The sequence below is a fragment of the Bradyrhizobium sp. i1.15.2 genome, assembly GCF_040548425.1.
GTDB classification, from domain to species: Bacteria; Pseudomonadota; Alphaproteobacteria; order Rhizobiales; family Xanthobacteraceae; genus Bradyrhizobium; species Bradyrhizobium canariense.
This window is the reverse complement of record NZ_JBEPRQ010000056.1, coordinates 1-14,769: the sequence shown is the minus strand read 5'-3', so window position 1 is coordinate 14,769 and position 14,769 is coordinate 1. Positions and strand designations below refer to the sequence as shown.

General features: G+C 61.4%; 12 protein-coding genes and 1 pseudogene. 7 read left to right on the top strand and 6 right to left on the bottom strand.

The window, feature by feature from the left end; translation table 11 throughout:
* The coding region (locus tag ABIB80_RS38740; protein ID WP_354129585.1) for a VCBS domain-containing protein at positions 1 to 1,871 on the bottom strand (1,871 nt) is incomplete at its 3' end.
* Positions 1,872 to 2,159: 288 nt separating this feature from the next.
* Here ABIB80_RS38740 and ABIB80_RS38735 point away from each other — a divergent pair.
* The 3 genes from ABIB80_RS38735 (at position 2,160) to ABIB80_RS38725 (ending at position 6,293) form a co-directional block, all read left to right on the top strand.
* Positions 2,160 to 2,780 carry a FecR family protein gene (locus ABIB80_RS38735; protein ID WP_009859194.1) on the top strand — a complete coding sequence of 207 codons (621 nt, stop codon included), beginning with the start codon at positions 2,160 to 2,162 and terminating at the stop codon, positions 2,778 to 2,780.
* Positions 2,774 to 3,601, top strand: a complete 828-nt coding sequence (locus tag ABIB80_RS38730; RefSeq protein ID WP_009859195.1) for a tetratricopeptide repeat protein — start codon at positions 2,774 to 2,776, stop codon at positions 3,599 to 3,601. Before ABIB80_RS38735 ends, ABIB80_RS38730 begins: the two co-directional genes overlap by 7 nt.
* 2,269 nt (positions 3,602 to 5,870) lie before the next feature.
* Positions 5,871 to 6,293: a hypothetical protein gene (locus ABIB80_RS38725; protein ID WP_354129584.1), complete on the top strand. Its 423-nt coding sequence runs from the start codon at positions 5,871 to 5,873 to the stop codon at positions 6,291 to 6,293.
* 621 nt (positions 6,294 to 6,914) lie between these two features.
* On the opposite strand, the gene ABIB80_RS38720 is transcribed toward ABIB80_RS38725, so the two are convergent.
* The 4 genes and pseudogenes from ABIB80_RS38720 to ABIB80_RS38705 form a co-directional block, all read right to left on the bottom strand.
* A complete protein-coding gene (locus ABIB80_RS38720) occupies positions 6,915 to 7,061 on the bottom strand; it encodes a hypothetical protein (protein ID WP_354129583.1) in 147 nt (48 codons plus the stop codon).
* Between the two features lie 199 nt (positions 7,062 to 7,260).
* Positions 7,261 to 7,671 (bottom strand): annotated as a pseudogene (locus ABIB80_RS38715) (DUF6946 family protein); the annotation flags it as partial.
* Positions 7,672 to 8,123: 452 nt separating this feature from the next.
* Complete coding sequence (locus ABIB80_RS38710) at positions 8,124 to 8,333, bottom strand: PRC-barrel domain-containing protein (RefSeq protein ID WP_354129587.1); 210 nt, start codon at positions 8,331 to 8,333, stop codon at positions 8,124 to 8,126.
* Between the two features lie 33 nt (positions 8,334 to 8,366).
* The gene (locus tag ABIB80_RS38705; RefSeq protein WP_354129581.1) at positions 8,367 to 8,564 is read right to left on the bottom strand and encodes a hypothetical protein; all 198 of its coding nucleotides are present in this window, start codon (positions 8,562 to 8,564) and stop codon (positions 8,367 to 8,369) included.
* 1,320 nt (positions 8,565 to 9,884) lie between these two features.
* Here ABIB80_RS38705 and ABIB80_RS38700 point away from each other — a divergent pair.
* The 4 genes from ABIB80_RS38700 (at position 9,885) to ABIB80_RS38685 (ending at position 12,671) form a co-directional block, all read left to right on the top strand.
* A complete protein-coding gene (locus ABIB80_RS38700) occupies positions 9,885 to 10,289 on the top strand; it encodes a hypothetical protein (RefSeq protein WP_009859228.1) in 405 nt (134 codons plus the stop codon).
* Entirely contained in the window at positions 10,290 to 10,535 is a 246-nt protein-coding gene (locus ABIB80_RS38695) for a hypothetical protein (protein WP_157158496.1), read from the top strand. It abuts the gene before it with no gap.
* A 176-nt stretch (positions 10,536 to 10,711) separates the two neighbouring features.
* A complete protein-coding gene (locus tag ABIB80_RS38690; RefSeq protein ID WP_502918778.1) occupies positions 10,712 to 11,512 on the top strand; it encodes a hypothetical protein in 801 nt (266 codons plus the stop codon).
* A 577-nt stretch (positions 11,513 to 12,089) separates the two neighbouring features.
* Positions 12,090 to 12,671, top strand: coding sequence for a hypothetical protein (locus tag ABIB80_RS38685; RefSeq protein ID WP_354129580.1), 582 nt, complete (start codon positions 12,090 to 12,092; stop codon positions 12,669 to 12,671).
* Positions 12,672 to 13,504: 833 nt separating this feature from the next.
* Here ABIB80_RS38685 and ABIB80_RS38680 read toward each other — a convergent pair.
* A complete protein-coding gene (locus tag ABIB80_RS38680) occupies positions 13,505 to 14,266 on the bottom strand; it encodes a ThuA domain-containing protein (protein WP_354129586.1) in 762 nt (253 codons plus the stop codon).
* Positions 14,267 to 14,769 lie beyond the last annotated feature (503 nt).

Sequence of the window (14,769 nt, the reverse complement as noted above, 5' to 3'; positions counted from 1 at the left end):
GCCTGGACCTCCGGGTCGTCGGGGTCGAGCACGTATGTCCACGTGCCGCAGGTCGTCATCGTGAAACTGCCGTAGCCGTGGTCGCTCGCCTGCGGGCATGTCGTCGCCGTGAAGGTGTCGTCGGGATTGTCGACGTCCCTGTCGGACAAGGTGCCGCTGGCGCGTGGCGGGGGCTCGCAGGAGTTGCTTGGCTCGGTCACGCGTCCGCAAATATCGCCGCAGACGACCGCGGCGTCGTTGCTGCCCTCGATGGTGACGGTCACCGTCTGTGCCGTACCGTCCGCGGCCCTCACGGTGAAATCGTCAGTCAGCGATTGACCTGCGTTCAGCGCCTGCACCGCGCAGTTGCCGTTGTCGAGCGCGAAGGTCCAGTGCCCATCCGCGGTCATCGTGAAGCTGCCGTAACCGTGGTCGCTCGGCTCCGGACATTTGACGGGATCGAACGCGTTCGACGGGCCGTCGACGTCGGTGGCGGTCAGAAGGCCGCACGCGGTTGGGACGCCCTGCGCGGAATCGTGGACGCCGCCTGCTTCGACGACGCGACCATGCGTGTCCCCGGAGATGACGGCCGGATCGTCGGCGCCTTGGATGGTCACCATGACAATCTGCGGCGTGCCGCCGATCGTGGTGACGGTGAAGGTGTCGGTCAGGGTCTGGTACGCCGTAAGCGCGAGCACTGCGGCGCTTGCGGGATCCAGCGCGTACGTCCAGTGCCCGTCGGACGTCATCGTGAAGCTGCCGTAGCCTTTGTCGCTGGTATGCGGAGAGCTCACCGCCGTGAACGTGTTGGCCGGATCGTCGACGTCGGTGTCGGCGAGCTTGCCGGTCGCGGTCGGGACGTCGTGCGCCATGAACGCCGCCGCAATCGCGGCGGCGTCCATTGTAACCGCGGCGACGGATCCACCGGTCCCGCCGCTTATCGCTGCCGCGTCGTCGGTGCCGGCGATGTCGATCGTGAAGGTTTGGCTTGCCGAGGCAAAGCCGTCGGACGCCGTGATGGTGAAGCTGTCGGCGTTCGGCGCCTTCAGCGCGTTGATAGCGTCGTTGTTCGGTACGTAGGCGTAGGCGCCGGTCGCGCTGTTCAAGTACAGGATTCCGAAGGAGCCGGCCTTCTCGACGTCGTAGCTTGCGCCCGCGACGGTGAAAGGGCCGATCGCGCCGCCCGCGATGCCGAAGGTCGGGGTCGTGCCGGAGCCGAAGCTCGTGGTCGAGAAGCTGCCGCTGCTCGCCGAGAACTCATCGAACGCGACTGTGTCGATCTCGACCGGGCCCGACCCGAGCGTCAGTGTCGGTGGCGAATGGATCAACGGCCCATCCGGCACGAAGCTGGCCGGCACCACCAGCCCGGGAAGGGCATGTTGTGGATTGGGCCCCTCCGGCGCCTGGAAATCGATCGGCTGCAGCGTCTGATCGACCGCTTCGCCCGGAGGCGTGCCGGATCCGGACGGCCCATGCTCCTTCGAGTAGTTGTCAAGCACGTCCTGCTGCCGGCTTTGCAGGTCCTCCATCCGCGAAGCGTTGTTGGCGATCTGCGCGAAGCTGACGGACGATCCGGTCTTGCTCAGGATGACCGTCTGCCCGGGATCGTCGACGATGATGTGGCGCGGCACCGCCTCCTTCGTGATGAGTTCGAAGGTGCCATGCTCGAACCCCTTGTAGGTGATGGAGGCGTCGTCGAACAAGGCGAGATCGGGATCGGCGGCCCACGCTTCTTTCAGCGCCGTCAGGATCAACGCGACGAAGGACAGCCCTCCGGCCCATCCGAGTCCCGCGACGACCGGCGACTCCACAGCGCGCCCGCCGCGGACGGACGGCGGACTGCGTTGGTGCTGCGCCGGCCAAAGACCGGCGAAGACACGTGCGAGCGACATCCTACGCCTCGCATGCTGCCCGCTTCCGCCGAAGCGGCCGGACCGATCGAGTGTAAGTCCACCCGCCCACGTTCCGGTTCCGCGAACCAGACTACGCTTTGTCGTCCCCAGGCTCCTTCACGAAATGTTGACTGGGTGTGCGCAAATGCGCTCTTTTGTTGGCGCTGAGCGGTCGGGACCATCGTCCGCTGCGACTAAAAAGTGGCGGTCGCGACATGCGGTATGGTGCGCCGGGCGCGCTCTGCCATCATTCCGCCGAAGCGGCTCTTCACGGACGGGAGCGGACGCATGCATGGACAAAGGACGGTCGCAGGACTTCTCTGCCTTTTGCTCGTTGCAGTGGCGTATCCGCCTGCGCCGGTTCGGGCGCAGGACGTCAAGCCAATCGGCAAAGTCGTGGCCGTTGCTGGCAAGGCAACGATCGAGCATATCGATGCCGCGGTTGTGCAGGCGAGACTGTCCGACGAGGGGGGCAGCGCGAAGGTCGGCGATCCAGTCTATCGGGGCGACGTCGTCAGGACGGGCGCCGACGGCCGCCTCGGTATCAACTTCGCCGACGGCAGCTCCTTCAGCCTGTCGAGTAACGCCAGCATGGAAATGAGCGAGTTCGTCTACGATCCGGACGGCAAGGACAATTCGACCCTGATCAGCCTGACCAGAGGCACCTTCACCTTCGTCGCCGGCAGCGTCGCTAAGACCGGGAACATGAAGGTGGACACGCCGGTGGCGACGTTGGGGATCCGGGGCACCACGCCCCACATCGAGATTTCGGACGACGGCACGGTCAAGTTCGCCACCCTGATCGAGCAGGGCAAGGATGCCGTCATGAAGCGGAAGGCCGGTTCGACCGTTGCGCCTCCCCGGCAGCGGAGGGCAGACCGCGCTCTCGGCATCTGCCGGGGATGCTGAAGGTCTTCGGGACGGCGCCAGTTATGATCCTGCTGCTGACCGCCCCCGCGTCGGCGCAGAAGCCGGAAGGTCAATTCCGGAACGTCGAGCTCTGCAACGCCGCCTCGTCGCCCGACCGGAGGATCGAGGCCTGCTCTGCCTTCATCGGAGCCGGCCGTGGCGGGCCACAGGCCTTGGCCATCGCCCACAACAACCGCGGCATCGCCTACGCGGCGAAGGTCGACTACGACCGCGCCGTCGCCGACTTCGACGCGGCCATCGGCATCGATCCGACCTTCGCCAAGCCCGTCAACAACCGCGGCGCGGCGAGACTGAGGACGGGCGACTACGACGCCGCGATGGAGGATTTCGACCGAGCCATCGCCCTCCAGCCGGCATACCCCGGGGCCTTCGTCAACCGCGCCGAGGCCTGGCTGAAGAAGGGCGATCTCGTACGCGCCGAAAGCGACTACACCGCCGCGACTCGTCTGAACGCCGACATGGAAGTGGCTTGGAGCGGCCTTTGCTGGATCCGGGCGAGCACGGGCGACCCGCAAGGCGCGGTGGAAGCCTGCGACAAGGCGATCGGGTCGGGCGCGCATACGGCTGCGACCTACGATTCCCGCGCGCTCGCCCACCTCAAGGCTGGACGGACCGATGCGGCCATCGCCGACTACGACGCCGCGCTACGCATCGACCCCACGCTCGCCGCCGCGCTGTACGGTCGCGGCCGGGCAAAGATCCGCCGCGGCGAGACGGCTTCGGGAGAGGCCGATGTCGCGGCCGCGAAAGCCGTCCGGGGCGACATCGCCGAGGAATTCGCGCGCTACGGCGTACCGTAGTCCGTCCTCAACGCGTGCCCGTCGGAGAATGCCGTCTCTCCCCTACCGAGAGAACCTGAGCTGCAGCGTTCGAGCAAGTTTTTTTGCAGATTCTCTCCCTCCGCCATGCACGCCGAAAAAGTCTTTATCCTTCAGTGCTTCCTGAAGCGGACTATTTGGCGGCCCATATCCGAGCCCATACCTTCGATCGAAGGACTGGAAGGATAACGTGCGTCGCGTGGGGCTTTGCACGGTCCTAGTCACCCACAACCTTCATCCGCCCATCCATCTGCCAGGTTGCGGCTCTCAGAGGTGCGCTTCGGAATGAAATACCTTCGAGATTATTTGGATCCGGCTCTCGCGCTCGGAACCCCACCCGAGGGCCGACCCAAATAGCTTCGTCCCTTTGTCTTGGTAGAGCGACTAGCCGGATGTCACCGCTATCAATTCGCTTGCCATCTATCGACTTAATAATCTCTCTGTCGTCATCGGACCATTTCTGAAAGTGAAACTGCTTCCCAGCGCGCACAATGCTCGTGAACGCCGTTCCTGGTCCCTTGTGCTTGCAAATCTGCCTCACCAAGAGACCGCCATGTATGGCCCTCGGCTTTGAACCGCAGGTAATATCAATCCCGGACCTCCTGGGGGCCGCGATCTTGCTGTTCCAGCCTCTCGTTGAAGGGAGTAGTGGGGACGGTGCACGTACCAGGTGCCCGATTCGAGTTGTTCTGCGTGGCAATGAGTGTACGGGTCACGCCAGATGTCGGAATCGGTACACAAGTACAACTCGCCGGTCGTCCGGGCTACCCGGTCGCAGGCCGAGGGTATTATCGCGGATACGGCAGGGCAGCAGTGGGAGCCGCAGCCGTTGGTGCCGCGGCCTATGGCGCTTACGGTGCTTACAACAACTGTTACGATGCGTACGGCAATTGGATTGAAACGCGCCGAGCCCATGCCGACGGCGGTTGGCTGGCGCTGGTGACCGCTGTGGCGCTCGCCGACCGGACGGCGAACACGGGCAGCAGCGTCCTACGGCTGCGTCCCGGTTCGCCATTAAGGGCCAGTTCTTCAGCATCAGCGCCAAGTCGCCGTCCCAGATTGCTAGCGCGCCGCATCGACCGGAGTCGCGAGCGGCGCGGTCCTGACGCGCCGCAGGAGCCACGCGCGGAATTCTCGCCTGTCGAGCCGCATTCAGGCCCGCTTGGAAAAACCGCTCGCGCTGCGCCGCGTCGAGCCGCGCCCAGCCCTGCATCGTGGCCTCGAACAGATCGATGCGCCGCATCTCGGCGTGCCTTTCAAAAGCAGATGCAGCAAAGGAAACACAAAAAACGAAAAACGCAAATATGCCGAAGGGGCGCGGTCGCGCGGTCCCCGCGTTTATCTATGCACCCAGAGGGACCCGAAACGTGGCGGGTGCGCGGAGACGGAAGCGCACAGTAGTCGCCTCCGATGCGATTTGCCGCACGGGACCGTCCTTCTGATGAGTTAACGTTAGGGAAGATGGCTGGCCTGACGGAGATCAGCGCTATGGGGTCCTTTGAAGCACTCGCCATCGTCCTTGTTTTTGTTCTGGTGGCGGTGGTCGTGACCATGCTCGTGCCGACCCGGAGACGATAGCGACGGCGTCCCGACCCAATGACTGGAAAGCGGTTGACGACGGCGGCAGGCAGCGCGCGTTCGCGCTGTCCTGATCGTTCACGACCCGGCGGCGCTGGTGCAAATTCGCCACGGCAGGGCCATCGACGTACAGGCGGCGCACTATGTGGCGCATGTCGAGAAGCGGGACGCTGATCTTCATCGCGGCGGTCGTCGCCCGCGAACATCGCGAAGAACAACGCTTCATTGTTCGCAGCAGCGAACTCGCCAGATGGATCAGAGGTAAGGGGCATCTCGGGAAGTCCGTCGCTCAATCTTCGTAAAATCGCGGCCCAGTTCGCTGCTGCCCGGCTCTCCACGGCTGCGTCCATTGAACGAGTCACGCGGCGCTGGACCGAGAACGTAGATGCGCCGGTATGCTTGGAGAGAAGAAGTCAGCCACCATTAATGACCTGATGTTGCGCGGCTTCGAGTACCTCTCCCGTGAGTGCAATAGGGGCGCCAACTCGTCACCCTCCAGTATGCAGAGCACATTCGTGCCAGGCTATCGTGGACTTCCTTCTCATCCGGCATCGCTCATGCCGCGCCTAACGGAGTTCTGCTAGATCAGTAAGCCGTATTGTACATTCAAAGTCATTGCATTGTGCCACGAACTGCTGACAAAATGGTCGGCATAGCCGGGTGAGTGGCAGTCGTGAATTTCCAGGTATCCATTTTGACGGTACTTGCTAGCTACCCCAATGGGCTGGCGACGCTTACGGATATCAAACGCGACCTCGCATTTTTGGCAACGAGCGGCGCTGATTGGGCAAGCTACAGCAAGCGGCTGGGTGCTACGCTCCCCTCGTTGGACGTCTTCTCCTTAGGCTTTGTGCAAAGGTATTCGTTCGGTTGGCGATTGACAGCAAAGGGCGCAGCCGCACTCGAACTTATGGAACAGAAGGTGAGAGTTCCCGTCGCTAATGTCGAAGCAGAAGCGGCAACGTCGGATAGCTTGCTGGAAAAGTGTACGCCACCTGTAGGGTCCGCTGAAAAGCCTGATCAGCCGAGTAGCTCACCAATTGATCGGCGCGCGCTGTTCATGGTCATCGACGGCGGTCGAAGCCAGGCTGCATAATAGTCACAAACGGAACGCAGCGTGCGGCGTGACGGCGACAGGTCTCAGAGGGCGCTGCCCGCATCTGCGCGCGAGGAGGTTGCTAGCTGACGTGCGATCGCCGGTCCTTTGTAAACATGCCTCCGACAAGAGTGGCATCGTTCACCGGGTTCGCGAGCGGGGGAACGCTTTTATAGGCGGAGTGCCGATCAGGAGCGCGACCCAGCGTTCGGGATGAACACAGCCGCGGGCTAAGCACAGCAACAACTTGGCACAGTAGTTCTACGGCGCCGCATCTGGCGCCTGTCTCGCTTCAAAAAGCAGCGCAACCGTGATTCCGTCGTCGAGCGTCGCGCTAGAAGCTCTAAGCTCCCGCCCCTTGAGCCGTCTTTCTCCCTGGAGCGCAACCGCCATTGTAAGCCTTGGGACCCTGGGAAATTTCCCAGGTGTCCGGCCGGTAGGTCCCCGCTAAACAGCTATTGGAACGTGGGCGAGTAGAAGAGCGAGAATGGAAGAGCTTATTGCTCAACTTGAGAAGTTTCGAGCGGAGGCAGGCTATTGTGCTCGGTTGGCGAGAACTGCACCGGATAGGCAGACGCGAGCGCTGTTCGAACGGCTCGCCGAACGGGTGCGAGAGATGGTTCAGGAAATCGAGACGACGATCGCCGCGCGAACGAAACCAAGTGGTCGCTGGGAATGATCGTCCGGTGGCAACTCCAAAGCCAGCGTCGATGCCTTCTTTGATGCACCCTTGATTGCACTGTTGTATTCTTGCTCGGTCTTGAGCATGGACTTCTTTGCATGACAGACGGTATCAGCGAACGGGTTGATTTGGAGGGCTCACTTGATGAGCGCCGGAACAACCCCTCAATCACTGTTGGCGCAAACGATACAGCCGCCGCGACGATTCACCACTCGGAATATCTGGGCGCGTCGGGTTGCAACACCCTTCCAGGGCTCGATCATTTTATTTCAGCTCCTCTAAGCGTCAAACCATTTGTAATTTTGCGAGAACGAATGGATGATCATGCGGCGTCGTCGGTCTTGAAGCGAGCGGCTTCGAGAACTGCCGAGGCGGTGCGGTGAAATAACTGGTATCATCGGGTGGTGGACACGCAACGTCGATCAGATCACACAAGAACGCCAGCCGCTGTTGCTTCCTCGCGGATGGGTCCACATACCAATCTTTTATGGTCGGCCCAAAGGACTCATTGACCTTGCCCTCCACCGCGACGGCGATAGTGCGATTGTTCGATTTTATCAGAGCGAAAACATCCGTCTGACTTTCTCGTCCGTTATCGCGAAGTGATACCTTGTGCTCTGGGATCGCGATGAGCAACTCGGTGGCCAATCCGAACAGCCCGGCGATTTCCGGCGGCAGTCCTTCTGCGGCTTCCCAGCAATGCGCGAGTGTTCGCGCAGAGTAGCCACTACGCCAATGCTTAAAAGGGTCCGCTAACGGAAATGATCGCTAAGGCGATAATCAAGATCGCGCAAACCGGCGCTCATGACGCCGCACAGAGTTCGGCTCTGGCGATCAAGGAACTAGAACTGCGGTAGGGCATCTCGTTCCACCGGACAGCGGCGCGACCAAAGTCGCCTCATGCGACTTTTAATTTCCGATCGCCGCCCTGCTTGGAACTGAAACATTCCCCAAGGTCGGGGAGTTTGGCTCTTGGCTTCGGGGCTTCGCAACGCGCGAGGCATCTATGACCCCTCTACCAGCGGGCGACGCGTTCCTTACGGTCGCCATTATGAGCGTCACTTTCCTGACCGAGATCGCTCTTTTCATCTTGATTGGAATGATCTGAAAGGAGCGCGCTCTGGGCAGCGCGCGCCGATGCGAATGGTCTAGCTCTCCACGAACTTGATGGTTGAGACCGGCCATCTTCCATCATGGCCTGTAATCGAAATCCGGAGCCCGTGCAATTCATCCAGCCAAACGTTCTCGACCGTGCCTGCCTTTCCGTCGCTAAGGACGACGGCTTTGCCGATCAATTCGGAGTGCGCCTCACCGTACTCACTCAAAATCCTTGACGCACGAAGCTTCACCGGTGACAGCGCTCGTCCATGTTCGGCCGAGCCGTTTGCGGCTCAACCGCGCAGCTTGTTCCAGCGCTTGGCCGCTGGAATGATCGATGGTGACGGCTCTTCCAGTTCGCGGAGCCGAATCTGCATCCTAAGGTTCGCCGGTAATTCCGGCTCCGGTTTCAGCGACGCTCGTAGCCTCTCGCCGATCTCTCGAACCATGGCCGGGCTGTGTACATAGTCGATGTCGATATGGTTGGGCATGACGGAGCCTCGGTAAGAACAACGCCACCGGCACGCCGACATCAGCCCAATGCGATTCCCCGCAACCGATCGGGGCGCGGCTGGCGATTTTGAATGGAACCGGAGACCGCCGCTTTTGGCTATCTTGCGCGAGCGCTTGTAGAGAAAAGCGGGTCAGCAACCTTTGGCTATCCGCGACATGCGCCGTGTTAGTACCGGCGAGCGGCGGTCTCACATTTCTAAAGCTCGCAGACGGCTTTCGTTCCCGTTTTCTAATCGCGACGCCAATGTTCCACTCGGAAGGAGGGAACCTAGGAGCGACTAGGCGCGCTGGCGCCGTGGTAGCAACTTTCCGCTGCGGACGAAGACATCGAGCCGCGCGGCTGGTCGGAACCATTTCTGAGAGTGTCCGGTTAGCTTCTGGGGTGATGAAGGGACCATCTCCATGAGGACCGAATATCTCGCGGCGATTGTGATAGCTGTTCTTTCCGCTGGTACCTGGCTGGCAGTCGATTCTATCGGCTCCCTGCCTTCCGAAAAGCAGTCCACGGCGGTCGCCGTGCAACTGGCGGACCGGTTAGCTGGGTCCGTGGATCCATTTCTTCGTTCTGGTGGATAACAGCCGGAGTAACTCAAACGCATTGATGCACGCCTCGAATTGGGCCGAGGTTAAATGCGGCCGTCCTGCAGCGGCTCGATGCCGCTGGCGATCTCGACCAGCTTGCGGGCGGCCGCGTCGGGGTCGACGAATGGACCTTCGGCGGCGTACTTCATGCGGCGGAGTCCCGCTTGTGCACACCATGCGATGTCTCGTCGCCTGCTAGGTCAATGCATGCCAATGCAACGCGCAGCCACTTCAAGCGATCAAGCGCGCTCGTAGCCGCTACGGCTCGCCTCATTGCCTCTTCAGCCTCGGCTGGATGATCAAAATTCCGACTCACGGAGAGCGGGTATATCCGATAAAACTTAACTGGAAACGGCGGGTGCCGCCCGGAAAACTACGGCCTGCGCCATGAGCGAGATCGACCGAACGGCGGCAAACTTGCCGATCTGCGACTGCGTCGGCAGCGACCGCGTGCCGATCGTGTCTGAAATGTTCAATCCGCACACGGGCCGGACCGTGACAATGTTCCAGTGCAGGCAGTGCGGATATGTGACGTGGGATGATCGACCCACATTTCCTTCGCCGTGGGGAGCCTCTGGGTGAGACGGGCCTGCGAGATTACAGGCACGCTTGGCGTGTACTGGATTCGCACAGCCACCGGCCTTTACCCAGTCTTAACGCTGGTTGTGCCGATCATCGGGCTCTCGCGCGAACACCGAGGGAGAGGCTTCCTCCAGATGCTGAAAGACGGCACTTACAGGGCGTGGCTCAAGACCCCGCTCGGCCAAGGCACCGGCATTGCCCATGTTGCAACCGGCAGAATCTGGGGCCGCAGCAGCATTATGACCTACAACGGCACCTGCGAAGTCGATGGAGATCGATTCACCGCAATCGTATCGATCAAACGGCATACCGATGAGCATGTAACTATCTTCGGCGCCGATGACCTCACGCTCAAGCTTGAGGGAACGTGCTCCGGCAAGATAGGTCGCTATGTCGGGACGGCAGAAGAGGTGCCGGGAGTGCTCTTCGAGGGAACGCTCATCCTCACCGAGGAGGAGCCGCCTTCGCTAAAGGCGAGCGAGTCGACGCCAACGTTCAACCCGAACAAACTTCCCAAACTGCCGAAGCGCTCCCGCTAAATGACCCCGCAAGCCGGTACGCCTTCGCTCGCTTCTTGCGGGCTTTGCGACCGGCTCGCGATGCCGATTGAGCGCGCGCACAACGCCGATGCGGGCGAACATCGTCGGGCCACCGAGGTCGGCCACCAGCATCAGCGCCTCGATCGCGGCCTGCCATTCCGGCGCGTCATGCTCGCGCTTTGGCAGCTTGGTGATGAACGTCGCGGCGTCGTGCAGGGTGATCAGCTTGCAGCCATCTGGCAGTAGGATCGGATCGTCGAAAGTCCGCTGCCAGCCTCGGTATTACGCTACTGCGGCTCGTGCTTGTCCGTCAGTTCTCGCACCGCCAAGCTAAGCTCCAGCTCTCGAAGCCGTTCTATCAGCAGTTCTACGATATCCTCGTAGTCGGAGGGCGATAGCGAACTCACACCGCGCAACGTCTGTTGCTGAAGACGGTCGACACCCTGCTGATCATCCCGAACCAGAATCTGTTCCGGGTGGCCAGCGAGAAGACCACGTTCGCCGATGCCTTTGCCCTTGCCGACCAGGTGCTTTATTCCGGCATAGCCTGCATCAGCGACCTCATCGTCAAGGAAGGCCTGATTAATCTCGATTTTGCCGACGTCCTCTCCGTCATGAAGGAGAAGGGCAAGGCCATGATGGGACGGGGCGAGACCTCCGGCGAGAAGCGCGTGCTTGCCGCTGCTGTGGCCGCGATTTCCAATCCATTGATCGAGAATCCCTCGATCAAGCGCGCCAGTGGCCTCATCATCTCTATCACCGGCGGCAAGGATCTCATGCTGTACGAAGTCGACGAAGCTGCGACCCGCATTCGCGACGAGGCCGACCCGGACGCCAACATTATCGTCGGCGCGTCGTTTGACGATAGCCTCGACGGTATCGTCCGCGTCTCGGTGGTGGCGACCGGAATCGATAATCTCGACCCGGCGTCTCAGGCGCAACCGGTGGAAACCGCCATCGCCCAGCTCGCGGGCAGGCTGCGCAACGACGGCCGCCGCATCGCCGATCGCATCGAGCGCAGTGCACCCCTTCCGCAAGTGGAATGCCCGCCGCCCCGCTCCGAAGCGCGACAGCCCGTGGGGCAACCGGCAAGGGCGGCTCCGGAATATGCGCGCCACGCGGCCGACCGGCCGCTCGATCCTTACGGCCGCACCGCTGCGCGCAATGCGCCCGATGAGGCTATTCTCGATATCCCGGCCTTCCTGCGCCGCGCCGCCAACTGAACGGTCGCAGGAGGGGAGTTACGGTCGTCATCCCGGGGAGCGACGAAGTCGCGAGCCCGGGATCCATTGTGAACAAGCGTTCAAGATTAACCCCTTCGCCGCTTGCTGGATCAATGCTTTAGCTCGCCGATCGGCGTCGGGACGCCACGCCGATTTACACGCTGGGCCAACTTCCGGGCTTTCTACCGCGATGTTCATCCGAAACCGTCATGGCGGCACCTGCTCGTGCGCGCCGATCCGACTGGCGAGTTTTCGCCGGACAATTGCCTCTGGCAGGGTGGAAGACGGTATCGGGGGCGATCGACCGCTCGATGACCGAGGACAGGGCGTTACTGCTCGCGTCCTCAAGTCGTTGACGCCGCAGCGGTAAAGGCCCCTTCGAGGGAGGCCGGAAGGCATGATCCAGATCAAGGCTGCCGCTTGACTGCCGCCCAAGGAATTCGCGCAGTAAGTTGCTCAACCCGTTTTCTGGGCTGGACGCTTTGCGGTTGGATCGCTGCGCTGGTGAGTGTGGTGGGCCGCGACGATCCCCACCCCCGCCGCCGTTTACTGCCCGGTGATCTGGAGCATGTCACCAATGAAACGCTGTCTCGTTGCTTTCGCAATCGCCGCCAGCCTGTTCGCACCAGTTGCGCACGCCAACGATGTCTTGGAAGCCAAGTTGCGGGCCTACGTTCCGGTCTTCTCCCTCGCCAGAGTATGTGACATCACGATCAATGACGCCACCTCGGGTGACCACCGCGCCACGCTTGAAGCGGTGAAATCTGAGCCGAATGCTGAGAAACTCGCCTACCGCCTCCATTACGAAACGCAGACGGCCTACATCAAAGCCCGCGACGGAGGTCAACGGGTCGCCTTCTGCAAAGACTTCATCGCAGCCAACAGCCAATACGCCAAGGCGCGCGTCACCGCCGTGGTCGAGGACCACATGAGCCACGTCAGCACTAATGTGCAGAAAGCGATTGCCTACAACGTCTGTGGAGCGAACACCTACGCCAAGCTGTCCAAGGCCGACTGGAAGCCGTACGCGCTTACCAAGAAGATGCTTGAGATCGAGCATAAGCTGGCCAAGGAAAACGCCGAGACGAACGGCTGGAACGTCGCCGAGGAAACGACGGCGGTCACGGAACAGTTCTGCGCCGCGGTAAAAACCCGATGAGCATCGCCGCCGCCAAAGTCCGAGCCCCGCTGATGCGTCTTTGCGCGGCTTTGACACGATGCCTCCAGCCCGAGCCTGAAGGCGTGCAGCACCGCCTCATGGCGTCGGCTCCGCAGCGCATGGAGGTCCGACTTAGCAGCAACTACCGCGATCACCGAGCGGAAAGCCTTGCAGGTCCTTGGTTGGAACATCGTTTCGTCCGAACATTTCCAAGAATGGTCGCTTCGTCAGTGCGAAAAGTTCTGGCGATCCAATATAGCTGGAATACTTGCGCGCCGACCAGACGTCAGAGGCGTCGGCGGACGACCACTCAAACAACGGACGAAACTTTCGTTTTGGGTCCAATCGGGTGCCCGGTCAAACAACAATGATATCTCGGGTGCGAGGCGCACACGGGCCAGTTTTCCCGAGCGCCCTGGCGCATCGACCACCCTATCGAGCCGTTGACGAAATTCCGTCGCGGTTCCTTCGGGCAGCTTTTTGAGTAAGACCTCAACCAGCCGCCCGGCGGGAGCATTCAAAGCGTCCGTAGCCGCGCAGGGCGCCTGCCATGTCGTCCGTGCTATGTTGCTTTCCGGGCATCGAACGGCGGCAGGATGCTTGATAGGTCGAGATAGCGATACGGCATACTGTGCGTTACCTGTGATCCGCGAGAAAGCCAGCAACGAAGGTCCGGTTCTGGCCCTAAGCCGAAGAGCAGTTCAGCCGCCGTGATGTCCGCTGTCGCTGGTGACCCGGAACGGAAGTCGCAGACCAAGACCGTCCGAACCTCTGGCACGGACACCACCCGACGAATCCGGCGGTGGCGCAAATGCGAAGTGCGGCGGCGTCTCCTAGGGCGACCTTCGCATAGACCAGAGGATAGCGTTCGTGAGGATTCGCTGGTAGCGGGCGTCCTGCCAAACTGACGGCTCGTGGCCTAGCGCCGAATAAAATACTCGTCCCTCGCCATAGAATCGGGTCCAGGTGAGAGGCCAGCCATAGAATCGTTGATGCACGCCGGTCTTGCCAAGGTCCACCGAGCTTGGGTCGAGGCGCAGGAGCACGCGTGAACCACGATAGTCGAAATCGCTGATTTGGTAGATTTCGTCCTCGACTTGCAACGAATTCCCGAGAAAAGCCACCAAGGCATCGCCAGGATCAACCACCTCGATCTTCACGGCCTGATGCCAAGGATGACCATTAAAGTAGCCGCCGACCAGATCGAGATAGTCCGGCCAAGTGTAGAATGTGTCCGTCGCCGAATGAACGCCGAGGAACCCGCGGCCCGAGCGCACAAAGTTGAGAAGAGCTCTCTTTTGCGCGGCGCTCATTGGAAGTTCTCCGGTTGTGTAGAACATCACCGCCGCGTAGCGCTCGAGATTTTCGGTAGAAAATTCGGACGTGTCTTCCGTTGGAATGACTTCAAAGACACCCGAATTGCTTCCGAGCTGGGTCAGGATTACCTTGGAAAGCGGTATGACATCATGCCGGTAGCCGGCGGAGTATGTGAAATAGAGGATGCGCTCTGGCGGACGCTCCGCATGCGCGCCGAGTGGTCGGATTGCCGCCGCGCCGCCGAGGAGCGCGATGAACTCACGTCGCCTCACAATCACCTCCGCCAACGCCAACCAACATGTTTTGAAGAAGCCTAGCACAGATCAGCCCCGCACCGGCCTTGGGGCATCGCCCTCTGGCGTCCTATGCAACGCTGCGGGCCCATCAGCGAAGTGGCGAATCGTCTCATTAAGGTCAGCTTCGTGGGTGGAAGCGGACTGGTTTTGCTCAGGCCGGGTTCTTCGCACCTTGACCCGGAGCGGACATCGCGAATCCTGCAAGTGCTGCTCCTGTCGCCTTCCGAGTATGACCTTGGAGGTTACAATGACTCATTATTATGGTGCCTGGGAGCGGACATGAAGTAGCGCGCTTTCACGGCTCTTGATGGCCGTGCAGCTGATGGCGGTGCGGGTCCGTGAATGTGATCGGCGCAACCATGGGAGCGCCTCCGGAAAACGCCAATCCGCCCGGACGCGACGAAGGCGTCGGCGGCACTCAGAGGATAAGATCGTGTTGGAAGGGTAGCTGTACGCCCTGGCCACCAGCCTCCTGCTCGTCGAAA

Excerpts from the sequence above, each read along its gene's own strand:
- ABIB80_RS38735 (WP_009859194.1), top strand. The coding sequence starts at position 2,160 with ATGCATGGACAAAGGACGGTCGCAGGACTTCTCTGCCTTTTGCTCGTT.
- ABIB80_RS38730 (WP_009859195.1), top strand. The coding sequence starts at position 2,774 with ATGCTGAAGGTCTTCGGGACGGCGCCAGTTATGATCCTGCTGCTGACC.
- ABIB80_RS38720 (WP_354129583.1), bottom strand. The coding sequence starts at position 7,061 with ATGCTCAAGACCGAGCAAGAATACAACAGTGCAATCAAGGGTGCATCA.
- ABIB80_RS38705 (WP_354129581.1), bottom strand. The coding sequence starts at position 8,564 with ATGCCCAACCATATCGACATCGACTATGTACACAGCCCGGCCATGGTT.
- ABIB80_RS38700 (WP_009859228.1), top strand. The coding sequence starts at position 9,885 with ATGCTGAAAGACGGCACTTACAGGGCGTGGCTCAAGACCCCGCTCGGC.
- ABIB80_RS38695 (WP_157158496.1), top strand. The coding sequence starts at position 10,290 with ATGACCCCGCAAGCCGGTACGCCTTCGCTCGCTTCTTGCGGGCTTTGC.
- ABIB80_RS38685 (WP_354129580.1), top strand. The coding sequence starts at position 12,090 with ATGAAACGCTGTCTCGTTGCTTTCGCAATCGCCGCCAGCCTGTTCGCA.